Source organism: Streptomyces sp. NPDC002004 (assembly GCF_053593975.1).
Genome location: NZ_JBSFDP010000012.1, coordinates 110,122 through 133,168 on the forward strand (window position 1 = coordinate 110,122; position 23,047 = coordinate 133,168).

General features: G+C 69.6%; 22 protein-coding genes and 1 pseudogene. 14 read left to right on the plus strand and 9 right to left on the minus strand.

All coding sequences use genetic code 11. The features are described 5' to 3' along the window. Window positions 1–65: 65 nt before the first annotated feature. The 3 genes from ACWCP6_RS20070 to ACWCP6_RS20080 form a co-directional block, all read right to left on the minus strand. Complete coding sequence (locus ACWCP6_RS20070) at window positions 66–689, minus strand: hypothetical protein (RefSeq protein WP_450933801.1); 624 nt, start codon at window positions 687–689, stop codon at window positions 66–68. Then, a complete protein-coding gene (locus ACWCP6_RS20075) occupies window positions 689–967 on the minus strand; it encodes an SHOCT domain-containing protein (RefSeq protein ID WP_450933802.1) in 279 nt (92 codons plus the stop codon). Before ACWCP6_RS20075 ends, ACWCP6_RS20070 begins: the two co-directional genes overlap by 1 nt. Before the next feature lie 293 nt (window positions 968–1,260). Continuing rightward, window positions 1,261–1,431, minus strand: coding sequence for a hydrophobic protein (locus ACWCP6_RS20080; protein WP_450933803.1), 171 nt, complete (start codon window positions 1,429–1,431; stop codon window positions 1,261–1,263). Between the two features lie 137 nt (window positions 1,432–1,568). Here ACWCP6_RS20080 and ACWCP6_RS20085 point away from each other — a divergent pair, with 137 nt between their 5' ends. Further along, window positions 1,569–1,742 carry a CsbD family protein gene (locus tag ACWCP6_RS20085; RefSeq protein WP_450933804.1) on the plus strand — a complete coding sequence of 58 codons (174 nt, stop codon included), beginning with the start codon at window positions 1,569–1,571 and terminating at the stop codon, window positions 1,740–1,742. Window positions 1,743–2,128: 386 nt separating this feature from the next. Here ACWCP6_RS20085 and ACWCP6_RS20090 read toward each other — a convergent pair whose 3' ends face one another. Continuing rightward, window positions 2,129–2,599, minus strand: coding sequence for a hydrogenase maturation protease (locus ACWCP6_RS20090; RefSeq protein WP_450933805.1), 471 nt, complete (start codon window positions 2,597–2,599; stop codon window positions 2,129–2,131). 369 nt (window positions 2,600–2,968) lie between these two features. On the opposite strand from ACWCP6_RS20090, the gene ACWCP6_RS20095 reads away from it, so the two are divergent. After that, window positions 2,969–3,316, plus strand: coding sequence for a VOC family protein (locus ACWCP6_RS20095; protein WP_450933806.1), 348 nt, complete (start codon window positions 2,969–2,971; stop codon window positions 3,314–3,316). A gap of 101 nt (window positions 3,317–3,417) precedes the next feature. Here ACWCP6_RS20095 and ACWCP6_RS20100 read toward each other — a convergent pair whose 3' ends face one another. The 3 genes and pseudogenes from ACWCP6_RS20100 to ACWCP6_RS20110 form a co-directional block, all read right to left on the minus strand. After that, window positions 3,418–4,005 carry an Rv1733c family protein gene (locus ACWCP6_RS20100; RefSeq protein WP_450933807.1) on the minus strand — a complete coding sequence of 196 codons (588 nt, stop codon included), beginning with the start codon at window positions 4,003–4,005 and terminating at the stop codon, window positions 3,418–3,420. After that, complete coding sequence (locus ACWCP6_RS20105) at window positions 3,986–4,519, minus strand: flavodoxin domain-containing protein (protein WP_450933808.1); 534 nt, start codon at window positions 4,517–4,519, stop codon at window positions 3,986–3,988. The genes ACWCP6_RS20100 and ACWCP6_RS20105 overlap by 20 nt, the downstream gene beginning before the upstream one ends. A 49-nt stretch (window positions 4,520–4,568) precedes the next feature. Continuing rightward, window positions 4,569–4,739 (minus strand): annotated as a pseudogene (locus tag ACWCP6_RS20110) (acetate--CoA ligase family protein); the annotation flags it as partial. A 403-nt stretch (window positions 4,740–5,142) separates the two neighbouring features. On the opposite strand from ACWCP6_RS20110, the gene ACWCP6_RS20115 reads away from it, so the two are divergent. Together ACWCP6_RS20115 and ACWCP6_RS20120 are read left to right on the plus strand one after the other, a co-directional pair. Continuing rightward, window positions 5,143–5,982 carry a universal stress protein gene (locus tag ACWCP6_RS20115; RefSeq protein WP_450933809.1) on the plus strand — a complete coding sequence of 280 codons (840 nt, stop codon included), beginning with the start codon at window positions 5,143–5,145 and terminating at the stop codon, window positions 5,980–5,982. 112 nt (window positions 5,983–6,094) lie between these two features. Further along, window positions 6,095–6,739 carry a CBS domain-containing protein gene (locus tag ACWCP6_RS20120; protein WP_450933810.1) on the plus strand — a complete coding sequence of 215 codons (645 nt, stop codon included), beginning with the start codon at window positions 6,095–6,097 and terminating at the stop codon, window positions 6,737–6,739. A 65-nt stretch (window positions 6,740–6,804) separates the two neighbouring features. Here the strand turns inward: ACWCP6_RS20120 and ACWCP6_RS20125 are convergent, their stop codons facing one another. Beyond that, window positions 6,805–9,447: a cation-translocating P-type ATPase gene (locus ACWCP6_RS20125; RefSeq protein WP_450933811.1), complete on the minus strand. Its 2,643-nt coding sequence runs from the start codon at window positions 9,445–9,447 to the stop codon at window positions 6,805–6,807. A 448-nt stretch (window positions 9,448–9,895) separates the two neighbouring features. Here ACWCP6_RS20125 and ACWCP6_RS20130 point away from each other — a divergent pair, with 448 nt between their 5' ends. Next, the gene (locus ACWCP6_RS20130) at window positions 9,896–10,801 is read left to right on the plus strand and encodes a DUF1918 domain-containing protein (protein WP_450933886.1); all 906 of its coding nucleotides are present in this window, start codon (window positions 9,896–9,898) and stop codon (window positions 10,799–10,801) included. A 335-nt stretch (window positions 10,802–11,136) separates the two neighbouring features. Then, window positions 11,137–12,117: an Acg family FMN-binding oxidoreductase gene (locus ACWCP6_RS20135; RefSeq protein ID WP_450933812.1), complete on the plus strand. Its 981-nt coding sequence runs from the start codon at window positions 11,137–11,139 to the stop codon at window positions 12,115–12,117. A gap of 22 nt (window positions 12,118–12,139) precedes the next feature. On the opposite strand, the gene ACWCP6_RS20140 is transcribed toward ACWCP6_RS20135, so the two are convergent. Continuing rightward, the gene (locus ACWCP6_RS20140) at window positions 12,140–14,533 is read right to left on the minus strand and encodes a glycoside hydrolase family 65 protein (RefSeq protein ID WP_450933813.1); all 2,394 of its coding nucleotides are present in this window, start codon (window positions 14,531–14,533) and stop codon (window positions 12,140–12,142) included. Window positions 14,534–15,008: 475 nt separating this feature from the next. On the opposite strand from ACWCP6_RS20140, the gene ACWCP6_RS20145 reads away from it, so the two are divergent. From ACWCP6_RS20145 to ACWCP6_RS20180, 8 genes are all read left to right on the plus strand, one after another. After that, window positions 15,009–15,665, plus strand: a complete 657-nt coding sequence (locus ACWCP6_RS20145) for a CBS domain-containing protein (RefSeq protein WP_450933814.1) — start codon at window positions 15,009–15,011, stop codon at window positions 15,663–15,665. Between the two features lie 282 nt (window positions 15,666–15,947). Continuing rightward, window positions 15,948–16,370, plus strand: a complete 423-nt coding sequence (locus tag ACWCP6_RS20150) for an Hsp20/alpha crystallin family protein (RefSeq protein WP_450933815.1) — start codon at window positions 15,948–15,950, stop codon at window positions 16,368–16,370. 80 nt (window positions 16,371–16,450) lie between these two features. Continuing rightward, complete coding sequence (locus tag ACWCP6_RS20155; RefSeq protein WP_450933816.1) at window positions 16,451–17,176, plus strand: CBS domain-containing protein; 726 nt, start codon at window positions 16,451–16,453, stop codon at window positions 17,174–17,176. 173 nt (window positions 17,177–17,349) lie between these two features. Beyond that, on the plus strand, window positions 17,350–18,003 hold the full coding sequence (locus ACWCP6_RS20160; RefSeq protein WP_450933817.1) for a CBS domain-containing protein: 654 nt from the start codon (window positions 17,350–17,352) through the stop codon (window positions 18,001–18,003). Further along, window positions 18,000–18,644: a CBS domain-containing protein gene (locus ACWCP6_RS20165; protein ID WP_450933818.1), complete on the plus strand. Its 645-nt coding sequence runs from the start codon at window positions 18,000–18,002 to the stop codon at window positions 18,642–18,644. The genes ACWCP6_RS20160 and ACWCP6_RS20165 overlap by 4 nt, the downstream gene beginning before the upstream one ends. Window positions 18,645–18,872: 228 nt before the next feature. Next, window positions 18,873–21,710, plus strand: a complete 2,838-nt coding sequence (locus tag ACWCP6_RS20170; protein WP_450933819.1) for a cation-translocating P-type ATPase — start codon at window positions 18,873–18,875, stop codon at window positions 21,708–21,710. After that, window positions 21,707–22,366 (plus strand): potassium channel family protein, encoded by a 660-nt coding sequence (locus ACWCP6_RS20175; protein WP_450933887.1) that lies wholly within the window; start codon window positions 21,707–21,709, stop codon window positions 22,364–22,366. Before ACWCP6_RS20170 ends, ACWCP6_RS20175 begins: the two co-directional genes overlap by 4 nt. Next, window positions 22,363–23,019, plus strand: coding sequence for a potassium channel family protein (locus ACWCP6_RS20180; protein ID WP_450933820.1), 657 nt, complete (start codon window positions 22,363–22,365; stop codon window positions 23,017–23,019). Before ACWCP6_RS20175 ends, ACWCP6_RS20180 begins: the two co-directional genes overlap by 4 nt. Window positions 23,020–23,047: the final 28 nt, after the last annotated feature.

The window sequence follows — 23,047 nt, forward strand, 5'->3', positions numbered from 1 at the left end:
GACACACCTCGGCTCAGCACGCCGTCCCCGCGGTGCCGACATCCTCGTCACCCACACGACATGACCTACGTGCCACCAGGTGGTTCCCTCATCTCGATGAAGCGGCCGTGCCAGGTGTGGTACCAGACATCACCGGTACGGTCGTTGACGGAGAGCATGCCGTCGATCTTCCCGTGGCGCAGCGTGTGCAGTGTGTAATAGCCGGGAAAGGCCTCGGGCTCGGCGGCCTGCAAGCCCGGACGGTGATCTTCGAGCCACTGGTCGGCAATCCGGGTTGCCTGCTGCGGGCTTATCGTCGCAGACTGGTGGTCGGCACGGGCCCGCATCGTGCCGTAGGCCGTGTTCCACATCATGGCAGGACCGAACTCGAGCTGGACGGCGCCGCTGCCGGGATCGATGAGCACCTCGGTCGCACGCCTGCCGTGAGAATCGAGAAGTTCGGCGTAGTAGCCGTTGGTGAACCGCATCATTTCTCCGGTGTGCAGGCCCCACCGTTCGCCGAAGCGGTCTGCCGCGCGGTCGGCGTCCGTCGGGCCGCGCACCGGGCCGTCCCGGGAGACCGGCGCCCTCATCGGCCCGCCGACCGGCCCGCCGAGACCGCTCGAGACCCACACGAGAGAGGCGATGAGGGCGCCAAGCGCCACGACGAGCACGGCCAGCGGTACCCAGGCGGCCCGCAGCCGGGTCATCAGGGCCTCGAACGGTGCGCGGCCAGCCGCTGCCGTGCCTCGGAGTAGGCGTCCGCGTCGATCTCGCCGGAGGCGAAGCGGCGGTCGAGGATCTCCTCCGGGGTCTCGCGCTGCCCCGCCCACCTCTGATCCGCCCACCGCTGATCAGGCCCCTGCTCATGGCCGGCCGGGTGGTGCGTGAGGCGAACCACCGCCCACACGACGAGGCCGATCAGAACGATCCACAGCAGCGGCATGAAGGCCATCCAGGCCCAGCCTCCCCCGTTCCAATACATCATCCTCACCTCCGAAAGGCTGGTGACGTCGGGAAAGTCCTCTCTGTATCCACGCTGAGCCGACCCCGCCCCCGAATACAAGGGCCGTTCGGTCCCCCTCCCCAGGGTCCGCTCGCCGAACATCGCCCCTTGGAGTGCACGAGGCGGCTCGGGTGCCGGACGGCGACCCCGCTCACCCCGCCTTCGCTGCGGACGCCCTGTTCACGGACATGTGTCCAGGCGCCTGACTGCTTGCGCGACGAAGGGCCCGGCCGGGTGTGGGCCGGGCCCTGCGGGGAGGGGGGAGCGGGGTCAGGTCACCATCGGTACCAGCGGCTTCGGCCACCGCCCGCAGCCGTCGAGCGCATGACGAAGCCGAGCAGCCACAGCACCAGGACGGCGAGGGCCACCCACCACAGAATCTTGACGGCAAAACCGGCGCCGAAAAGGATCACAGCGAGAAGCAGAACAAGGAGCAGGGGAACCATAGTTATCAACCTCCTGGCGCCCCGTGTGCCCGACTTGTTGAGCGCCAATCCTCCTCGGCACCCCTGTTTGTCGGGAGAAAGCCGGGGCACGAGCGGATTACCGCAACAGCGACTCAGAGCTGAGAGGAGCGTGTTCCATGAGTGCCGCCGAGAAGGCCGAGGCGAAGACCGAGCAGGCCAAGGGCAAGACCAGGAAGGCCCTGGGAAACGCCGTTGGCAACGACCGCATGGCCGCCGAGGGGCAGGCGGAAAAGAGCACCGGTGATGCCCGCGAGGCGAAGGAAAAGGCCAAGGACGCTTTCAAGCACTGATATCGAATCGCACCCCTCAGAAGGGCCTTCCCGAACGGGAAGGCCCTTCTGTCGTCGTCGAAAGACTGCCGCTGCTCCCTCACCCCTGATAAGCGCATGGGCCGAACCGCGGCGGCACCGTGACGGGCGGCCTGCGCTCGACACCCACGCCCCGCCACAGGAGGAGGAACCGGGATGAGCGCACATGGGTGCCGAGTGCCGGTGGGACGGGCCGGGCGGTTGTGGCTTCGCCGCGACCAGGCCACCGCGCTGCGCAGAGCGGACCTGCTGGGACACAGGCTCCGGCTGCTGCTGGACCGGGAGAGCGCGGAACGACGGGCGGCTGAGGATGCGGGCTCGGCATGGCAAGGCGCAGCCTTGCACGGACTGCCGCCCAGGCCGGCCGGTCACGGTGACGGCGGACCGCCGGACGTCCGCCGCAGGTGATTCCCTTCACGGGCATGCCGCACGGAATCGGACGTACGCTCGACCAGTTCGGGGAGGGCCGCTCGCACCGGGTCGCTCAGCCCCGCACCGAGCCCGACGTCGGCCACTTCCACTGCGTGCACGATCACCCTTCGAGGGAGCAGGTCGAGGGCTTCGGCCAGGGCCAGGCACTCCCCCAGCCCCAGGGCGTGCGTACTCGCGGTACTGCCCGCGCGGTCGGCCGCCTCGGCCGCCGTCAGGGTGTGCAGCCTGGCCGGGCGCAGAGGGAGGGCTTCCACCACGACCGCGGTGTCCGCGCCCCGCCACAGTTCGAGCATCCGGCCGGGTTCACCGTCGCTGACCGTCAGCACGGTGTCGTCGGGGACCCTGCCCCGCAAGGCCTCTACGACCGCCGGTCCTGCCCCGTCGTCACCACGGAGCGGGTTGCCCACGCCGATCACCACGTCGAGGGCGGGCAGGGCTCGACGGCCGCATGCAGGGGCCGTTCGGCCCAGTGCACGCGAAGTGGTGCGGACAGTGGTCGCAGAGGGCTCCAGGACGGGGCTGCCATGCGGTGGGAATCGGCCCAGAAGGACGCTCCGACTCGTGTCACGCCGGATCCGGGCGACTGGGAGCTGTCCGACCGTCACATTCTCCTGTCGGGATCCGTCAGGGAGGTGAAATAGACCGCCAGAGCGGTCGAGACCGCGCAGGCCGTGCCAACGGCCGACCGTTCGTAGACCACGCCAGGTCGAAGCGAGCATGGCGATTGGCATGACAACATCAAACGCAGAACCCCCACACGGAGGAGGAGTTCCAACATGCCGGTGAAGATCGACTCGGTAGTCGCACGACAGCGCGTTGACGACCTGGAAGCGGCCATCCCCTTCTACGAGCGGCTGACGGGCCGGACGGCCGGCCGCTTCGCCTTCGCCGGTGTGCATCTGGCGAGCGTCGGGCCCTTCCTTCTGTACTCCGGTCCGGAGGAGGCAGTGCAGAGGGTGGCCGGAGTGAGTGCCACTCTGGCGGTTGGAGATCTGGCCGTCGCCGTTGAAGAAGCGGTTGCAGCCGGTGCCACCGTGGTGATGCCGGCGCAGCCCACCCCCAACGGTCAGCGAGCGGTGCTGCGACACCCTCACGGGGGTGTGTACGAATACGTCGGCCCCTGAGGTGTGCGGGCTTCACCCGGTCGGAGGCGCACCGGCCTCCAGGGGCTGGCCGGGCGACCGGGTGGTCGGCATCGTGAGCCGTCGGGTACACCACCGCCGGGTCAGGTCCGGTGGATGTCCCACTGAGGCCCGACCTGCCGCCATTCGCGTTCCCAGCACGCGAGCCGGCGACGTTGCATGGTGCTCCGCACGGCCACGTGGAGGGACACGGCGCCCAGCGCCACGAGGACTGCCGCTTCGGACCCGGCGCAGCACGCACGCGTGGTGATCTCCTGGCCCCCCATGGGCGCAGATGCGATCCGACCGCGCTCGTCGAGCCATATCCGGACGCCGTCCCCCCTCGTGGTGCCTCTGCGGGCCGAAACGGTTCCGGTTCGGGGCGTGCCGGTGGAGTCCTTCCATCTCACCGTCACGACCACTTTGGCCGGGTCGGTCTCCTTGGCATAGGCGAACTGCGGAACGCGTGCGACGACTTCTGCTTGCACCGGACGCCGTGTTGCCCGCTCCATGACGGCCTGGGCACGGGCATGGTCGTATGCGGCACTGCCGGCGACGAAGGCGGCGGTGGGCATCCCCACGAGCACCGCCAGTGCGATCAGCAGGTTCGCCCATGCCTCCACGAGATAGGAACGGCTGCGCAGAGGGTTGCGCCGCCAGCGCCACCAACGGTCACGGGTTCCGGCGGACATGGTCTTGACGCCTCTCCGGTTCGGCAGCCAGTTCCTCGGCGATACGTTCTGCCCAGGACTCGATTCGGGTGAAGTCCCGGAAGTCTCCTGCGTTGCCGGAGTCGGCGATCAATCGGGCGACGAGTCCGTCGGCATCGGGGGTCAGCCGTCCGCCGAACGTGATGCAGTCCCTGGCGTCGAGACGGTTGGCGACACGTCGTATGCCAGGAGGCACCGGCGGCCGTTCTTCGAGTGCCGACACGTCCAGCGGACCGCTGCCGAACAGCCACACCGGCCGATGAACCAGCGTTCTGCGGTTGCGGTGGACGAAGTGACGGGCATCCTTGTGCCAGCGTCCTGCGTACACGGCGCCGCCGAGCACCACGCCGTCGTACGGGGCGACATCGGGGACGCCTCCGGCCGGGAGGACATCGGCCACCACCCCGGTCCGGCCCAGAACTTCTCCGATGGACCGGGCGATCTCCGCGGTGGATCCGTACTTCGATGCGTAGGCCACCAGGATCTTCCGCGTCATGGTGCTGCACCTCCTCGGCTCTCGATGCTCGTCAACGCCTTGAAGCCCGTCAGTGCAGACGTCGCAGATACGGGTCGTGGGCGTGCCGCGGCTCCAGATGCAGCCGGGCGTCGATCACGGTCGCGCCTTCGGCGCGTGCCAGGACCGGGTTCAGGTCGGCTTCGGTGAGTTGTGGCAGATCGCTCGCCATCCGGGAGAGCCTCAGCAGAAGCTGTTCCAGCGACATCCCCTCGTACAAGCCCTGCACGACATCGTGGTCACGGGGACCGGCGGGGCGGATGCGTACGGTCGTGCCCTCCGCCGGCAGTGCATGGGCCCACCCCTTGTCGTCGCTCATCGCCGCACTCCGATCCAGACGCTTCGTACTCAGCGTCCGGTGTGCGCCTTCGCCTGCCGAGAGGCCGATCGGGCCGTGGGCGGGGGCCGTCCGGCCCCGGTCGGCAGGATGGCGCAGCGCCACGCCGTCCAGCAGCGGTCGATGCAGGCACAGGTCCGATCGGCCCCCGACCGGGTCCCAGGAGTCCCTTTCACCGGGGCAAGTGGGGGTGAGACCGTCCGAGAAAAAGCCCCGTGCATGGGAAGAGACCCGGAAGGGGATGGCGACAGTGGAGCAACCTCTCGTCGTGGGGGTCGATGGCTCGAACGCGAGCCTGGACGCCCTGGACTGGGCGGTCGACGAAGCGGTCCGGCGTAACGTACCGCTGCGGGTCCTGTACAGCTCGCGATGGGTCTGGTACGAGGGCCATGCGCCGTCGTTCGACACCGGGCGTGGCCCGGCCCAGTCCTACGCACACGAGATCGCCGATCAAGCGGTCGAGCGGGCGACCCGACGATCCACCGTGGCGAAGGTGACGGGTGAAGTGCGCTGGGACGACCCTGCCGCTGCCCTCATAGAAGCGAGCCAAGCGGCCTGTGCGGTCGTCGTCGGCAACCGCGGGCGAGGCGGGCTGTCCGGGTTGCTGCTCGGCTCGGTCGGTCTGTCGGTCGCCGCTCACGCAGAATCGCCGGTCATCGTGGTACGCGGTGGGGAGAAGAACAGACTCGACACGTTCGGCCAGGTCGTCGTCGGGGTTGACGAAGCACCCGAGGCGGCAGCCGTCATCGGTTTCGCGGCGCGAACGGCCGAGCAGCGCGGCGCTGCGCTCAGGGCCGTCCACGCATGGCGTCGCCCGGCGCACGAAGGCACCGGTGACCCGAATCCCGACGACCTGGCTGCGCGGGCGGAAGAACAGGTCGCCCATGCCCTGGAACGGGCCGGCGTGGCCATGGGCCCTCACACCGTCAGCGGCGAGGCCATCGAGGGTTCCGCCTCGACGGTACTGCTGGAGGCCTCGGCCGCCGCAGACCTGCTCGTCGTCGGCGCGCGCCGCAAGAAGGGCAATTTCGGCATGCAGCTGGGGACCGTGAACCACGCCGTACTCCACCATGCGGCGTGCCCTGTGGCGTTGGTGCCGCACACCTGAGACGGCGGAGCGCGCTCGCACCGTGCATGCACCTCCGACAGCCGTCCCGATTCCCCTTCCTGAGACCCGTGGCGCCACGGTCCGGGGCCACGAGAACCGGCAGGTGATCCCCATGTCCGAGTCCCCGCACACCGTCAGTGACGTGATGACCCACACGGCCGTCGCCATCGGACGCCAGGCGTCCTACAAGGAGATCGTCGCGGTGATGGAGCAGTGGAAGATCAGCGCCGTCCCCGTACTCGAGGGTGAGGGGCGCGTGATCGGAGTGGTCTCGGAAGCCGACCTGCTACCCAAGGAGGAGTTCCGGCTCGACGATCCCGCGCGCGTGAGCTCGCTGTCGGAGCGTGCGAAGGCGGCTGCGGTGACTGCCGAGGAACTGATGTCCAGTCCGGCTGTCACGGTTCACCCGGACGCCACCCTTGCGGAAGCGGCCCGGATCATGGCCCACCGGCGGGTCAAACGACTGCCGGTCGTCAACAGCACAGGGATGCTCGAAGGTGTGGTCAGTCGCGGCGATCTGCTGAAGGTCTTCCTGCGCTCGGACGACGACATCGCCGCGGAGATCCGGCGGACGGTCCTGCACGCTCTGCCCGCCGCCTTCGATGTCGACGTGTCCGTGACCGAGGGCGTGGTGACCCTGACCGGCATCCTCCCGGACACGCAGCTGGTCCCGTTGCTGGCCCGCGCCGTGCGCGCCGTCGAGGGCGTCGTGGACATCAGACTGGACATGAGCCACGGCTCGGCCGGAACGCCCTGACCACGGACCGGTGCCTGCCGGGTGCTCCCCTGGAAGCCTCGGCACAACTCTGCCGATACGTCTTCTCACGACCGGGCCACCAGTCGCCTGGCCCACGGCCGCCCGCTCGCTCGGGCCGCCACGAAGCCCGTCAGGCATACAGCCGCCGCTGCGGCAACCTCGGGCCAGGCGAGGGGTTCCGTCTCCAGCACCGTGCGCAGGAACGGCACGGTGAGCGCCGCCGCCCCCAGCGCCGCGGAGAGCAGCACGGCCAGAGGGAGGAAAGGATTCTCCCGAGTCAGCAGTGGCGTACGCAGACCGAGGACGACCCCGAGTTGAGCGCCCAGGAGCGCGAGGAACAGCACGCTCTGCCACGGCGCCCCTCGAGCCTGCGCCCACAGCGCGACGAGCAGACAGGCAGCGGTCACGACGGCTGCCAGGAACAGCACCCGTTGCCACAAGCCGTGGCCGAGGACGTGCTGCTGCGGCGGCCGCGGAGGCCGGTGCATGGCGCCCGGGGATACGGGCTCTGCTCCCATGGCCACACCGGTGAGCCCGTGCGTCAGCAGATTGATCCAGAGGATCTGCGCGGCCCGCAGCGGCAGCGGGAGCCCCAGCGCCGGGCCGAGCAGCATCACGAGGATCTCGGCCGCGCCTCCGGAGAGTCCGTAGACGAGGAAGCGCCTGACATTGTCGTAGACGCGACGACCCTCCTCCACCGCCGCTACGACCGTCGACAGTTCGTCGTCGGTGAGAACCAGGTCGGCGGACTGCCGGGCCACCTCGGTGCCCCGGCCCCCCATGGCGACCCCGATGTCAGCATGCCGCAGGGCGGGCCCGTCGTTGACTCCGTCGCCCGTCATGGCCGTCACCGCCCCGTTGCGGCGCCAGGCCTCGATGATGTCCAGCTTCTGCCCGGGGTCCGTGCGGGCGAAGACCCGCACGGCTGTGGGATCGCCAACGTCACCGGCCGCCAGCGCGCGCCCCGTGGCGATGCGGTCGGCCGGAGCGTCTCCGGGGAGCAGCCCGACTCTCCTGGCGATCGCTCCCGCCGTCGCGGGGTGGTCTCCCGTGACGAGGACCGGGACGATGCCCGCCGTCCGGCACGCCGTCAGGGTCGCTGCCGCTTCCGGTTTCGGCGGATCACTCAGCGCTACGAGCCCGCGCAGACGCAGCCCCGACTCGGCATCCCTCACTCGGACAGGCATGGCATCGCGCGGGCCGGATGCAACAGCGAGCACCCGGAATCCCTCCGCCGCCAGCAGTTCCGCCGATCGCCGCGCCCGGTCGACCACCCCCTCGGGTTCATCGAGCACGTCGTGGTCCAGTACCGCTTCCGGCGCCCCCTTGAGGCAGACCATGACCCCGCCCTCCGGCGAGCGGTGCAGCGTCGTCATGCGCTTGCGCAGACTGTCGAACGGGGCCTCGTCCAGCCGCGGAAACGTATCGCGCAGCGTGTGCTGGTCGCCGCAGCCGGCCTTGACCGCCGCACAGAGCAGAGCGGCCTCGGTGGGATCCCCGAGCGCCGACCAGCGGCCTGCGACGCCGACACCCGAGCGCTCCGGCGGCCGCAGTCCGGCGTCGTTGCACAGCGCGGCGACGGTCAGCAGTTCTCGGGCAGGCGCCAGTTCCGTCCGGTCGGCGACATGGCCGTCGACGAGGACGTCGCCGGTCGGCTCGTAGCCGTAGCCGCTGAAGGTGACGGTCCGTTCGGGGGTCCAGACGCGTTCGACGACCATGCGCCCTTCCGTGAGGGTTCCCGTCTTGTCCGTGGCCAGGACGGTCACGGATCCGAGCGTCTCGACGGCCGGCAGGCGGCGGACGAGAGCATGGCGCGCAGCCATGTGCCGAGCGCCGAGGGCCAGCGCCAGCGTGACGACGGCGGGGAGCGACTCGGGTACCGCGGCCACCGCGAGGCTGATGGCCGTGACCGCCATGGTTTCGGGTGCCAGGCCCCGGACGATCCCCAACGTGAAAACCACCAGGCACAGGGCCAACGTCACCACGGCAAGGACGCGGCCCAGGGAGGCGAGGCGCCGCTGCAACGGCGTCGGCTCTACGCGGCTCTCCAGCAGTCCGGCAATCCGCCCGAGGGCGCTGTGGGCACCTGTCGCCGTGACCACCGCCGTTGCCCGGCCTCGCACGACGACCGTGCCTGCGTTGAGCATGCTCTCCCGCGGTCCGGAACGGACATCCTTGTCCACGGGAACGGATTCACCGGTGAGCATGGACTCGTCGACAAGGAGTGCCGAAGACTGCGCCAGAGAGGCATCGGCAGGCACGATGTCGCCTTCGCCGAGTACCAGCACGTCGCCGGGGACCACCTCCCGGGCGGCGATCTCGCGCTCGGTGCCGCCGCGCAGCACACGGGTGGCAGGTGCCGCCATCGCCGACAGCGCTGCCACGGCTCGGTCGGCTTTGACTTCCTGTGCCACCCCCACGGTGGTGTTGACGACAATCACCAGAGCGATGACGATCGCGTCCGCGTGGTCGCCGGTCAGGACGGTCAACGCAACGGCCCCCAGGAGCACCATGATCAAGGGGTCGCGGAGCTGAGCCACCAGGCGTACCGGCAGCCCCACGCGGGGGCGGACGGACACCTCGTTCGGACCGTGCTCGGCGAGGAGGTGCGCGGCCTGGTCATCCGTCAGTCCCGGGTCCCGGCCGTTCGCTCGGGCCGGGGCGCGGGAGGCCGCCTCTTCACGGTCGCGCGATTCGGGGCCCGTCATCGCGGTCGGCTCCTCCGTGAAAACGCCACGAGGTTCACGGCCGGTGGCAGGGCTGAGCGGCCTGATGCAGGGGAGACCGGGCTGCCGGGGCCGGTGGTGTTCTCTCTGCGGCGAAGACACCCTGCGGGAGTCCCCACAGGCCGATCGACCCGGTCATGACGGAGACGGTTCCGGGCGCAGACGGACGACCGCCCGGGTCATGAATCCTGCAACCGTTCGGTGCTGCATGCTGCCTTCCCTTCCAGGCCAGGACCGCCGGACGTGCCCGCTGGGAAACACGTCAGGGCCCATGGCCCACGGTGAGCCGACCGAGATCGGCACCCACGTGGACCGTAAACCCCCGTACCAGTGCGCCCGGCCCGCGGCATCACGGTTTCTCAGCCGGTGCGCCTGCGCGCCGCGCGTGGCACGTTGGGTACAGCAGCATTCTGAGGAAACGGCGGCGATCATGCGAGCTCACCTCGGCGATCACCTCGTGGTCGAAAGCCCGTCCACAGGCGCTACGAAACGGGACGGTGAGATCGTCGGACTCCACCACGACGACGGCACGCCCCCGTACGACGTGCGCTGGTCGGACACGGACGAGGTGACGCTCGTGTTCCCCGGCTCCGACGCGCACATCCGTCACCTTGAGCACGCTTCCACGAGCATCGTTGATGCTGCCCGGACGATCCCGGACGAGGCGGGTGGCGTTTCCGGCCGGCCCGCCGGGGCAGCCGGCGACATCGGTCGGCGTGTGGCCGCCGAACGCAAGCGCCAGGGGATGACCCGTGCAGAGGCGGCCCGCCGCGCGAAAATGGCCCCTGACTACCTGGCGTACGTCGAGGAACGTCCGGCGGACCCGAGTCTGGCGAGTCTCATCAATCTGGCTGCCGCGCTGGGCACAAGCGTCGCGGCCCTGCGCGGCGGGGGCATCGAGCTGCCGCCCGGACAGGGAAAGGCACTGCTGCACCCCCTTTTGATCGACCTCGGACCCGAAGAATGCCGCGCCCGGCTTTCCACCCACGGGGTGGGGCGTGTCGCGGTGTCGGCGCCGGACGGCCCGGCGGTCGTCCCGGTGAACTATGAGGTCGTCGACGACGTGATCGCCTTCCGGACGGCACCTGATTCGGTACTCGGCGCCGCCGTGGGAGCGGAGGTCGCATTCGAGGTCGATCACGTGGACGAGGCCCTGAGCCAGGGCTGGAGCGTGCTCGCCGTCGGCCCCGCTCATATCGTCACCGAGCCCCGGACGGTGCAGCGGCTGACCGAAGGCACCCATACCGAGCCGTGGCCGGGAGGTGAGCGCGAGATGTGGGTGACGATCGAGCCGAGGCGTCTCACGGGCCGCCGCATCGTGCCCGCTGATACGTAGGGATGTGCCGGGGCTTCGTCTCCGGGAGACTCTGCCGCCGGGCTGCGGGACGGAGGCGTTCGCCGTGCGGTCTGTCGTCATCACGGGCTCGATGGCCGGACTCCAATCCGCCACGGTCGGATACCGCGGGCCGAGGCGCAGGGGCGGCGACCGAGGCGCGCGGCCCGCTCGGCCCGCTCGGCCCCTGGAAGGGTCCGAGCGGCCCCTGCCCCCGCAGCACTGCCCGCCCCCAATCTGGTTCCACCATCCCGGCCGACGCCGGAACACCACCGCAGGAGGACGGTGCGATCGATGGTCCGTCCGGACGCTCATGGCCGCGGCGAAGGGAGCATCCGATGACCGCGCCACCCTTGACCTCGTCCGTCGTGACCGCGCTGGTCCAGGACGCGACAGCGGCTCCGTCGCTGCACAACGCACAGCCCTGGTCGTTCCGGTTCCTCCGCGACAGGGGCACACTCCAGCTGTACGCGGACCCCAGTCGTGCACTGCCGGTCATCGACCCTGCGGGTCGTGGCCTGCATCTGGGCTGCGGTGCCGCACTGTTCAATCTGCGCGTCGCCGCGGTGGCAGCCGGCCGCGAGCCGGCGACCCGGCTCCTGCCCGACGCCGGCGATCCGGAGTTGCTCGCCGAGGTCGACCTCTCCCACGCCGCCGGCGACGGGACACTGGCTCTCTTCCATCCGGCGATCCATCGGCGTCACACCAGCCGGCATCCGTTCCTGGAGGACGAGATCCCTGACGTCCTCCGGGACGGACTGTGCGGTGCGGCCGTGCTCGAAGGAGCACGTCTGGTCTTCCCCGACGCATGGCACGCACGATCGGTGCTGGAACTCGTCCACGACGCCGAAGGCCGTGAGGCGGTGGACACGGCCGTACGCGGCGAGGCCGACCGCTGGCTGCGAACGGACCCCTCGACCGTGGCCTCGGAGGGCATTCCCGCGGAGGCGTTCGGCCCACGTCAGCACGGGAGCACCTCGCCGGTGCGCGACTTCGGTGCGGGCCGGACGGTACCCGGGCGCGGGTGGGCCCCCTTCGAGAAGCGACCCCAGATCGCGATTCTGGGCACGGTCCACGACCGGCCCGATGACTGGCTCCGAGCGGGCCAGGCACTGGAGCGGGTCCTGCTCCAGGCGACGCTGGACGGTCTCGTGGCCTCCCTGACCTCCCAGCCCCTGGAATGGCCCGAACTACGCTGGACGGTGCGCGACCCGGGCTCGGCCATGGGGCACGTGCAGATGGTGATCCGTCTCGGATACGGCCCCGAGGGGCACCCGACTCCGCGCCGGCCCGTGGAGGAAGTCCTCGACATCGTGTGACGCGGCATCGCGTACGCGCCGGTCAGCCGTCCGGAAGGCGGAACCACCCCTGCTGTCCTGCTGCGACGGTGACCGTGCGTCCCCCTGCCAGGCGTACGGTCAGAGGAGTGTCCTGTGAGTCGGGGACGCTGATGCCCAGCCGGTGGGGCAACAGCCGGACATGGATGTGCCCGTGTCCGCGGAATTCGAGCGAGAACCCGAAGCGTGGGATCTCATGGAGGGGTACCGGGTCGAACCGCAGCCCCCGCTCATCGGCCTGCAGACCGGTCAGGCCCCGCTGCACCAGGTCCAGTGTGCCCGCCATGGCCCCCAGGTGGATCCCCTCCCCCGTCGTCCCGCCCTGCACGTCCGCCACATCGCTCAGCAGGGCTTCCTCGCAGAACCGCCATGCGTCCCTGCCCTTGAGCCGCGTGAGCACCCAGGCGTGCACCAGACCGCTCAAGGTCGAACCGTGGCTGGTGCGCCGCAGGTAGTAGGCGACGGTCCGGTGCCACGTCTCGTCGTCGAGCCGGTATCCCAGGCGGGCGAACAGCCCGGCCAGCTCCTCGGGTGGGAACAGATAGCCCAGCATGAGGGTGTCGGCCTGTTTGGACGCCTGGTATCGGTTGACCGAGTCCCCTTCGGCCTCCAGAATCCGGTCCAGTCGCCGGATGTCGACGTACCGGGCCCGGTAGGCGTCCCAGTCCAGTTCGACGAGGTCTCCGTAGCCTTCGAACTGGCTCACCACTCGGGCATGGAACGGCACCCGAAGTCGACGTGAGACGTCACCCCACCGCGCCAGCTCCTCATCGTGCAGGGCAAGCCGGTCGAAGAGTTCCTCCCGTCGGGCAGGCGGCAATTGCTCTGTCAGATCGAGTGCGCGGGCGAGCACCCAGGCGGCCGTCACGTTCGTGTAGGCGTTGTCGTCGAGCCCCGGGGACGAGGCGTCGGGATAGGCATCGTGATATTCGTCGGGCCCGACGACACCGCGGATGCGGTACCGCTCCAGAGCCGGGTCGTACGTCGCGACGCAGCCCCAGAACCTGGCGATCTGCAGCAGCAGTTCGGCACCCCGGCCGTACAGGAAGTCCGTGTCTCCCGTCGCCTGGCCGTAGCGCCACACATTGTGGGCGATGGCGGATCCCACGTGTCGCTGCAGGTTCGAGTGATCCGGGGACCAACGGCCGGAGCGCGGGTTCAGATGCAGTCGCTGGGTCTCCTCACGGCCGTCGCTGCCGCTCTGCCACGGGAACATCGCTCCGTGGTACCCCGCGGCCGAAGCCGCTTCGCAAGCCCGTGGCAGCCTACGGTGGCGGTAGTCGAGCAGGGCTCTCGCCACGTCGGGGAAGTGCAGGTTCAGAAACGGCACGACGAACAGTTCGTCCCAGAACACATGCCCGCGATAGGCCTCGCCGTGCAGTCCTCGGGCAGGGACGCCGACATCGAGCGCCGCGGTGTGCGGCGACAGTGTCTGCAGCACATGAAAGGTGTGCAGGCGCAGGATGCGGCCGGCCTCCCCGGGCACGCGCAGCTCGGCCCGGTTCCACAGTTGTGCCCAGACCGTCCGGTGCGAGCACAGGAGTTCCTCGAATTCCTGTGCCTTCGACATGTCACCGAGCGCGGCGGCCACAGGGTCCGGCGTGTCCAGCGACGTGTACAGCACCGCCGTCTTGTGCACCCTCACCCCACGCTCCCGAGAGATCGGCAGCGTGTACCTCTGCACCACCCGGCGTTCGTCGCAGTGCATGCTCGACGACCGGGGCACGTCGGTCGTCGTGCGCACCGCCATCCCGACACCGGTGTCCGAGGCGGTCGTCCGGCACCCGAGCCACGCTGTTCCGTCCTGCGTGGCACCGGTCCGGTGTCCGGTCAGGTGGCGGCCGTTCAGGTCGCGGTAGCGCGCCACTCCTTCGTTGGCGACGTCTGCGTCCAAGGCGGACTCGACGTCGATGCGACCGCTCCATCCGTATGCCCGGAACATGCTCTGCTGGGCGGCGAGATGCGGATTCCCCATGTGCACGATCCGGGTGTGCGTGACTCCCAGGCGACGGCCGAGCCGGTCCTGGAACAGCAGGCGTTGGGTGAGTACTCCCGACCGCAGATCGAGGGTTGCGCAGTAACGGCGCAGGGAGGGGTGGTCGGGCGTCAGCCAGGGGCCGGCCGGCTCCTCGTCCGGGCAACAGCGATAACGCAGTGGCAGCCAGTTCGGCAGGTTCACCATGTCCTCGTTCGTCACCCGGCGCCCGGCGACCGTGGACTCGAGCCTGTTGTAGAAGCCCGCGACATACGTGCCCGGATAGTGCACAGGCCCGGCACGAACCTCGGGTGCGGCTCCTCGAGTCGCGAAGTAGCCGTTGCCGAGGGTGCACAGGGCCTCCCTCAGACGTACCTGCTTGGGGTCGTATCCGTTGTAGGCCCACGTCCATCCCGTCGTCATGGGCGGTCCTCGGCATACGGGCCCGCACATGGTCCGCGAAGGTCCTCGAGGGCTGAGGCGACGTCGTGAGCGCTCGGTGCGCGGGAAGCAGCCGCGGTGCGCGGCACAAAGTCGGGTACCTCGGTGATCCCCGTTGACATGAGCAACTCCCTGGTTCGGCTCCCCACCGACCCCGCGTCGTCCAAGGCCGTGGTGGCTCCCTGCGCCATCATGCGTGCCCGGCGAACGGCGGTGCCCCGCACAGCACCGGATGCGGCGCGAGAGGCGGTTACACGCATCCGACCGGCACGCCGACGTGCCGCGACAGGCGCCGTTCCCGTCCGTCTCCGACCAGGTTCTTGCGGACACCGTCTTGGAGGCTTGGGCCGGACGACCCTCTGACGGGCCCTGTCGGCCCATCCGTGCGCGGCGGCCTGGGTGTGACGGTGGAAGACGACGTTCACGACACGAGGAGGCAGAGAGCAGGAGGCACATCATGACCCGCACCCCGTACATCGTGAACGACGTCATGACGAGGACGGTCGTCGCCGTCGAGCTAGACGCCCCGTTCAAGGAAATCCTGGCAGCCATGGAGAAGTGGCAGGTCACCGGCGTCCCGGTCCTGGAAGGCGAGGGACGAGTGGTGGGCGTGGTCTCGGAAGGAGACCTCCTCGCCAAGGAGGAGTTCCATGACGTGTCCCCCGGCATGATCGAACAGATGCGCCAGCTGGACGAGACCCTCAAGGCCGGAGCCGTGCGAGCGAGGGAACTCATGTCATCGCCCGCAGTCACGATCCGCGCCGACGCCACGCTCTCCCAGGCAGCCCGCACCATGGCACGCAATCGCGTGAAGCGGCTCCCCGTCGTCGACAAGGACGGTACGTTGCAAGGCATCATCAGCCGGGCCGACCTGCTCAAGGTCTTCCTTCGGCCGGACGACGCCCTCAAAGCCGAAGTACGCAGGGACGTCGTGGATCAGCTCTTTCCCCTGTCCCGTGACGGGATCAGGGTCGAGGTCGCCGAGGGCGTGGTCCGCCTCAGCGGCAGGGTCCGCGACACCTCGCTCGTTCCCCTCGCTGCTCGGCTGGCCTATGCCGTGGAGGGCGTCGTCGACGTCAAGGTGGCCCTGGAAGGCCCGTCCGAGAGCGGCTGAGCCGGTGGCGGCGCGATGACATGCCCGGCGCGCCAGGGCCGCCATCACTGGTCGGAGCAGTCAACGGACGCCGCTCCTCGGGCAGGCGGTCCACAAGGCACGCCGCCCTGCAGGAGTCCCTCCCTGCGGACGGGGCCCCGGGCGCCGCCCGGAGCGGGCCCGTCGCGTCCATGGAGGGGACCTTCGGGCCTCCACTGCGGACTGGTCGGCCCCAGCATGCGGAAGCCGCGCGCAGTGCACTGGACGTATCACGACTGCGTCATGACCCGAGGAGATACCGAGATGAACACCATCGCACGGCGGCAGCGGCTCTCGTTCCCGGAGCTGCCCGACTGGTTCGAGGCCTTGCCCGCCCGTTTCGCCATGCCCACCATGGGCGACCTGTACACGGTCCGGATCGAGGACTACATCGACAACGGTCGTTACTTCCTCCGTGCGGAGCTTCCCGGCGTCGAGCCCAAGGACGTCGACGTCACCATCGGCGAGGGCATCCTCACCGTCAAGGCGGAGCGCACCGAGCGCGAGGTGGACAAGAACCGGAGCGAGATCCGCTACGGGTCCATGAGCCGCAGCGTCGCGCTGCCCCCGGGGGCCAACGACGAAGACGTCAAGGCCGAGTACAAGGACGGCATGCTCACCGTCAGTGTCGGTCTCGGGCAGGAGAAGGCGGAGGCCAAGCACATCGAGATCAAGCACACCGCGTGAATCCGGCCTCGCAGAGGGGGTGTCGGGACTCGTGCCCCCAGGGCCCATCCGTACCCGGCGGAGTGCACGGGAGGAACAGGATGCAGCATCGCACCGTCAGTGAAGTCATGACGCGCAATGTCGTCACGGCGCGTCCGGATTCTTCCTTCAAGCAGATCGCCCAGCTGTTCCACGACAACGACATCACGGCGGTGCCGGTCGTCGACGACGAGCGACGCCCGGTGGGCGTCGTGTCCGAGGCCGACCTGCTCCGCAAGGCCGCCGGCCTGCCCGACCCGGAAGGACGACCCACCGTGCGCGGACTCGGTCCGGACGAAATGGCACGAGCCGGTGCCGAGACCGCCGAGGCGATGATGAGCCGGCCCGTCGTAACGGCGCGGCCCGGCTGGAGCCTCGTGGAGACTGCCCGCACCATGAACCGCAACACGGTCAAGCGGCTTCCCGTGATCGACGAGACCGGAAGGCTCGTGGGAATCGTCAGCCGCTGCGATCTGTTGAGGCCCTTCCTCCGCAGCGACGAGGCCATCACCGACGAGATCCATCACGACGTGCTCGGCGAGACCCTGGGGCTGACGCCCGGCGCCGTGGACATCGACGTACGCGAAGGTGTGGTGACGCTGACGGGCCGGGTCGAGGAGCGAACCGTGATCCCTGTCATCGAGCGACTCTGCCGCTCCGTCGACGGCGTGGTCGCCGTCCATCAGTCGATCGGTTACACCTACGACGACATCGGTTCCGACCTGGATCCACCGCACGTCCACAAGGTGAGCCGGGCAGGTCATGCGCCCTCCGCGCACGGCAGCTGATGCGATGCGCGACGCACAGTCGTACGTGTGGCCCTGCCGGCTCGTACAGGTCGCGCTGCCGCCATCCGAACGGGGCCGGAGGTGACACCCGCTGCCGCGGCGGGCGTGAACGGGCGTGAACGAGGCCAGGCACCGAGGCACACGACTTCCGCGTGAAAGGGGACCGGCGAGCGATGAGGCACCGCAGCGTGGGAGACCTGATGACACCCACTGCCGTCAGCGTGGAGCGGGGCACGGCCCTGAAGGAGATCACGCGCCTCCTCGACGAGTTCGACATCACCGCCGTGCCGGTCGTCGATGACGACGAGAGGCCGGTCGGTGTCGTCTCCGAAGCGGATCTGCTGCGCAGACGGACGGCCGAAAACGGTGCGCACACGGCCGATGAACTGATGACGAGTCCCGCTGTCGTCGCCCGGCCGGAATGGAGCGTCGTCGAGGCGGCCCGGACGATGGAAACGCGCAGGGTCAAGCGTCTGCCGGTTGTGGACGCATCCGGACGGCTGATCGGCGTGATCAGCCGCAGCGATCTGGTCCAGCTGTTCCTTCGCAGGGATCACGCGATCCAGGAGGAGATCATCGAGGATGTCCTCACCTGCGTGCTCGGCCTCGCGCCGTCGGCTCTCACTGTCGAGGTCACCGACGGCAAGGTGACCCTGAGCGGCAGCGTGCCGCGCAGGAGCCTCGTCCCGGTCACCTTGCGCCTGTGCGAGAGCGTGGACGGCGTCGTGGACGTGACCGGCCGGCTCAGCTACGAGCGGGACGACACAGCGGACGAATCGGCTCCGCCCGGCAACACCCGCGTCGAACAGGAGGTGACAGGGCGATGAGACACACCGAAGTCGGGGCCGTGATGGCCGATGACGTCGTCTCGGTCATGCCGTCGACTCCCTTCAAGGAGGTGGCCAAGCTCCTTGCCGTCCACGGGATCAGCGGCCTTCCGGTTCTCGGTGACGACGACCGTGTGATCGGCGTCATCTCCGAGAGCGATCTGCTGGCGCGCCAGGCGTCTGCCGGAGGAACCACCGGGGAGTGGCCCACCCCGCGAGCCGATCCGGAACAGCCGACGGCCCGTGAGCTGATGACAGCGCCCGCCATCACCGTGCACGTCGACGACACGGTCGCGGAAGCCGCCCGGACCATGCTGAGGAGAGGCGTGGAGCGGCTGCCCGTCGTCGACGAGGCGGAGCGGCTGGTGGGCATCGTCACCCGGCGCGACCTTCTCCTGAGCTTTCTGCGGCCCGATCCCGAGATCCGGAGCCGTGTCATCGAGGACGTCGTCGTGGGCACCCTGGGACTGCCGCCCGATGCGATTGCCGTCCACGTCGTCGACGGGGTGGTCACCCTCGAGGGCTCGCTCGAGGATCGCAGAGACATCTCCGCCGTGGTGAACCTCGTGCGACGGACGGACGGCGTCGTATCGGTGATCGATCGTCTCACCGCACACGAGACGCAGGATGTCCGGTCTTGAAGAAGGCTGAACTCCTGGTGGAGAGCCCCGGTGCCGTCAGCGGCACCTCGAACCGGTCTCTCCTGCAGGAGCGAGCCCGCCCGGATGCGTCACTGCAAGACCATGTACATGATGAGGGTATGGCCGGCCTCGGCCGCACCAGCCGCTCCGGTCCTCTCCGGGTTGCGGCAGACCGGCGACGCAGAGCTCCCGAGGAACAGGCCACTGCGGTCGCGAAGGAGAGCCGGGTTGGGGCCACCATCCAGTGACAGCGACCGCACGACGGCGTTCGGATCCCCTCTGCAGGCGCCCGGAAGCGGCGGCCCGGAGCCGACGCTCGGGGCCGAGCCGCTCCGTGTGCAGACGCTCCCGACCGAAAAGGTCTACACGACCCTCGCCGGCTCGCCCAGAGGCCTCTCGGCCACCGACGTGGCGGCCCGGCGGAACCGTTTCGGACCCAACGAGCTGCCGCACGCGGCACACCGGCACCCGTGGCGGCAACTGGCCACGCAGTTCACCGACCTCTTCGCTGTGGTTCTGCTCGTCGCGTCGGCGATCACCTTCCTGGCCTACGCCCTGGGTCAGCCACGGGATCCCGGCACCCTGCAACTGGCCGTGGCCATCCTCGGCGTGGTGGTCATCAACGCCGCCATCGGATTCGCCCAGGAATACTCAGCCGAACGCACGGCGGAGTCATTGCAGGCGATGGTGCCGCACACATGCCGAGTGCTGCGCGACGGAGAGCGCCAGGAGCTGCCGGCTCGCGCCCTGGTCCCCGGTGACGTCGTCGTCCTGGAGGCCGGGGACGCGGTGCCGGCGGACTGCCGTCTGGTCGAGGCGCACGAGGTGACGGTCAACAACGCCGCCCTGACGGGCGAGAGCGATGCCGTGCCCCGCACGGCGGAGCCGGTGGCACCCGGCCCCCTGCTGGAGGCGCGCAACTGCGTGTTCATGGGCACCGACGTCGCCGCGGGCAGCGGGAAGGCCGTCGTCTTCGCCATCGGCGCAGCCACGGAGTTCGGCAGGATCTTCCGGCTCGCGGCCGCGGCACCGCGGCAGAAGACACCACTGCAACTTCAGGTGGCCTCCATGGCCCGCCGTATCGCGGGTGTCGCTCTGGCGATCGGTGCGGCTCTGTTCGCGGTGCGGGTGCCCACCGGGCAGCCGTTCGTCGAGACCTTCGTATTCGCGCTCGGTGTGATGGTGGCGCTCGTCCCCGAGGGCTTGCCCGCGACGCTGTCCGTGTCGCTGGCGATCGGCGTACGCCGGATGGCGCGTCGGCACGCGCTGGTCAAGCAGTTGCTGGCGGTCGAGGCGCTCGGGTCGACCACCGTGGTGTGCACGGACAAGACCGGCACGCTCACCCAGGCCGAGATGACGGTGGTACGAGCATGGGCCGGCGGCGTCTCGCACACCGTGACGGGTGTGGGGTACGCGCCCGTCGGCGCGGTGGACGACGCGCCTGCGGTGCACGGGCTCCTCCGGGCCGCGGCGCTGTGCTGCAACGCCCGGCTGGTACCTCCGTCGGGCAGGGAGGGCTGGCGGGTCCTCGGCGACACCACCGAAGGCGCCCTGCTCGTCGCGGCGGCGAAGGCAGGAGTCGATCCGGCAGCCGAGGAGGCTGCCGCGCCACGCGTGACGGAATACCCGTTCGACTCGGTGCGCAAGCTCATGACGACCGTGCATGCCGAGGCCGGCGGCCACCGCGCCTACGTCAAGGGCGCGCCGCAGGAGCTGCTCGCCCGCTGCGAAGCCGTGGACCAGGAGGGGCAGCGGGTCCCGCTCACCGACGAGCTGCGCGCCCACGTGACGGCCGCCAACGACGAGCTGGCGTCCCAGGGGCTGCGGGTACTGGCGGTGGCGTGGCGGCCCGCGAGCGGTCCGCGCCCCCCGCAGCGCGAGGCCGAGTCGGGGCTCACACTGCTCGGCCTGGCCGGGATGCTCGATCCGCCTCGGCCGGAGGTCAGCGCTGCCGTGGATGCCTGCCGCAGGGCCGGCATCCGGATCGTCATGGTCACCGGGGACCATCCCCTGACGGCGGAGGCCGTGGCACGCCGCGTGGGGATCGTGCGAGGACCGTCGCCGACCGTGGTGACCGGCGCCCGGCTGGACGGTCTGGACGACGCCGGCGTGAACTCCCTGCTCGCGTCGTCGGCGGAGCTGTTGCTGTGCCGGGTCAGCCCCGAGCACAAGATGCGTGTGGTCACCGCCTTTCAACGACGCGGCGAGGTCGTCGCGGTCACCGGCGACGGCGCCAACGACGCGCCCGCCCTCAAACACGCGGACATCGGTGTCGCCATGGGCAGGTCCGGCACCGATGTGGCCAGGGAAGCAGCGGTGATGGTGCTGCTGGACGACTCGTTCGCCTCGATCACCACGGCGGTGGGACTGGGCCGTTCGGTCTACCGGAACATCCGCAAGTTCCTGATCTACCTGTTGAGTCACAACATCGCCGAACTCCTGCCGATTCTGGCCGCGACGTTCGTGGGCTTCCCCCTGGTGCCGATTTCCGCCGTGCAGATCCTCGCTATCGACCTCGGTTCGGACGTGTTGCCGGCGCTGGCCCTGGGCGCCGAACCGATGGAGCCGGATGTCATGGACCGCCCGCCACGCCCGCGCGACGAGAGACTGTTCTCGACCGCCGTCATGGGCCGCATCCTGTTCCTGGGCGGCATCCAGGCACTCGGGGTGTGCGCCGTGTTCTTCTGGCACATCCATGCGTCCGGCATTCCGTACTCCGATTTCACGAAGGACAACATCGTCTACCGGGAGGCGATCACCATGGTGCAGGCCGGGATCGTGGTCAGCCAGTTCTTCAATGCACTCGCGGTGCGCACCGACCGGCAGAGCGTCTTCCGCATCGGACTGCTGTCCAATCCCTGGCTCCTGCTCGCCGGATGCTTCGGCATCGCCCTGATGGCCGCCATCAGCTACGCGCCGCCGCTCCAGGCCGTCTTCAACACAGCGCCACTGGAGCCTGCGGACTGGGCCGTGCTGACCGTGTTCGGTGTCCTGCTGCTGGCCGCCGAGGAAGCACGCAAATGGCTGCTGCGCAGACGGACGGCCGGGAGGGGGGCAGCGCGATGAGAGTGGTCATCGCCGGCTGTGGGCGGGTCGGGTCCACGCTGGCCTCGCAGCTCAACACCGAGGGGCATGACGTCCGGATCATCGACCGGATGCCCGGCACCCGCAGACTGCTGCCCGCGGGCTTTGCCGGACAGTTCCATGAGGGCAACGGATACAACCGGTCGGTGCTCGAGGCCGCCGGAATCGAGCACGCGGACGCGTTCGTCGCCGTCACTTCCGGGGACAACAGCAACATCGTGAGCGCCCGGACGGCCAAGGAGACCTACCGGGTCCCCATCGTGCTGGCCCGCATCTACGACCCGCGCCGCGCGGACATCTACCGCGACCTGGGCATCCCCACCATCGCCAGCGTCCGCTGGACCGTGAACCAGCTCCACCAGATGCTGCTGCACCGCCATCTCACGCCCGAGCTCACCTTCGGCAATGGCGAAACCCTCCTTGTGCGCTCCCAGTTGCCCTCGTACGTCACTGGACGGCGGTTGATCGAATTCGAGGTCGACGGCGAGATCCGCGTCGTCGAGATCACCCGTGGAGGCCGTTCCCTCGTGCCGGCCGGCAGCACGACGGCCGAGCCCGGCGATCTCGTCACGTTCGCTGTCGCCGCCACCTCGCTGAGTCGACTGCGGGGCTTTCTGGACAAGGAGCTCGGAACGTGAAGGCTCTGATCGCGGGGGCGGGGCGCCTCGGCACACAGATCGCCCAGGTACTGGCTGCCGCCCGCAACGACGTCACTCTCGTCGAGGCCGACGACCGGCGCATCGCCGAGCTCGAAGGCCGCTTTCCCGTACGCCTGGTGTCCGGCGACGCGTGCGAACCCACCCTCCTGGAGCACGCAGGGGTGCTCACCTGCGACCTGGTCATCGCGGCCACCGGCAAGGACGAGGACAACCTCGTCATCAGCCTCCTCGCCAAACGGCAGTTCCGCGTCCCGCGGGTCGCCGCCCGCGTCAACGAAGCGGAGAACGGATGGTTGTTCGACGAGCGGTGGGGCGTGGACGTGGCCGTGCCGTCGGCAACCCCGTTGATCTCCTTGATCGAGGAGGCCACAGGCGCCACGGACACCGTGGCACTGCTGCGACTCAGCAAGGCAGGTGTCGACGTCATCGAAACGGCCATCACACCGCAGTCCCGAGCCGTGGGGCGCACCCTGGACGACATCCCGCTGCCTGCGGGCACCGTCGTCGCCACGGTCATCCGCGGCGGTCAGCCCACGGTGCCGGATCCAGGGGTGCGCCTGCAACCGGGTGATGAGATCCTCCTCGTCTCGCACACGGCCACCGAGCAGGAGATCCACGCCGCGTTCCAGTGACGCGGCAGGCCCACCGGCCCGAGGCCAT

What these genes read in the sequence shown, in the direction of transcription:
- ACWCP6_RS20155 (WP_450933816.1), top strand. Translation starts at nt 16,451, where the DNA reads ATGCAGCATCGCACCGTCAGTGAAGTCATGACGCGCAATGTCGTCACG.
- ACWCP6_RS20075 (WP_450933802.1), bottom strand. Translation starts at nt 967, where the DNA reads ATGATGTATTGGAACGGGGGAGGCTGGGCCTGGATGGCCTTCATGCCG.
- ACWCP6_RS20135 (WP_450933812.1), top strand. Translation starts at nt 11,137, where the DNA reads ATGACCGCGCCACCCTTGACCTCGTCCGTCGTGACCGCGCTGGTCCAG.
- ACWCP6_RS20070 (WP_450933801.1), bottom strand. Translation starts at nt 689, where the DNA reads ATGACCCGGCTGCGGGCCGCCTGGGTACCGCTGGCCGTGCTCGTCGTG.
- ACWCP6_RS20100 (WP_450933807.1), bottom strand. Translation starts at nt 4,005, where the DNA reads ATGTCCGCCGGAACCCGTGACCGTTGGTGGCGCTGGCGGCGCAACCCT.
- ACWCP6_RS20145 (WP_450933814.1), top strand. Translation starts at nt 15,009, where the DNA reads ATGACCCGCACCCCGTACATCGTGAACGACGTCATGACGAGGACGGTC.
- ACWCP6_RS20160 (WP_450933817.1), top strand. Translation starts at nt 17,350, where the DNA reads ATGAGGCACCGCAGCGTGGGAGACCTGATGACACCCACTGCCGTCAGC.
- ACWCP6_RS20080 (WP_450933803.1), bottom strand. Translation starts at nt 1,431, where the DNA reads ATGGTTCCCCTGCTCCTTGTTCTGCTTCTCGCTGTGATCCTTTTCGGC.
- ACWCP6_RS20175 (WP_450933887.1), top strand. Translation starts at nt 21,707, where the DNA reads ATGAGAGTGGTCATCGCCGGCTGTGGGCGGGTCGGGTCCACGCTGGCC.
- ACWCP6_RS20105 (WP_450933808.1), bottom strand. Translation starts at nt 4,519, where the DNA reads ATGACGCGGAAGATCCTGGTGGCCTACGCATCGAAGTACGGATCCACC.
- ACWCP6_RS20120 (WP_450933810.1), top strand. Translation starts at nt 6,095, where the DNA reads ATGTCCGAGTCCCCGCACACCGTCAGTGACGTGATGACCCACACGGCC.
- ACWCP6_RS20140 (WP_450933813.1), bottom strand. Translation starts at nt 14,533, where the DNA reads ATGACGACGGGATGGACGTGGGCCTACAACGGATACGACCCCAAGCAG.
- ACWCP6_RS20165 (WP_450933818.1), top strand. Translation starts at nt 18,000, where the DNA reads ATGAGACACACCGAAGTCGGGGCCGTGATGGCCGATGACGTCGTCTCG.
- ACWCP6_RS20095 (WP_450933806.1), top strand. Translation starts at nt 2,969, where the DNA reads ATGCCGGTGAAGATCGACTCGGTAGTCGCACGACAGCGCGTTGACGAC.
- ACWCP6_RS20085 (WP_450933804.1), top strand. Translation starts at nt 1,569, where the DNA reads ATGAGTGCCGCCGAGAAGGCCGAGGCGAAGACCGAGCAGGCCAAGGGC.
- ACWCP6_RS20130 (WP_450933886.1), top strand. Translation starts at nt 9,896, where the DNA reads ATGCGAGCTCACCTCGGCGATCACCTCGTGGTCGAAAGCCCGTCCACA.
- ACWCP6_RS20125 (WP_450933811.1), bottom strand. Translation starts at nt 9,447, where the DNA reads ATGACGGGCCCCGAATCGCGCGACCGTGAAGAGGCGGCCTCCCGCGCC.
- ACWCP6_RS20150 (WP_450933815.1), top strand. Translation starts at nt 15,948, where the DNA reads ATGAACACCATCGCACGGCGGCAGCGGCTCTCGTTCCCGGAGCTGCCC.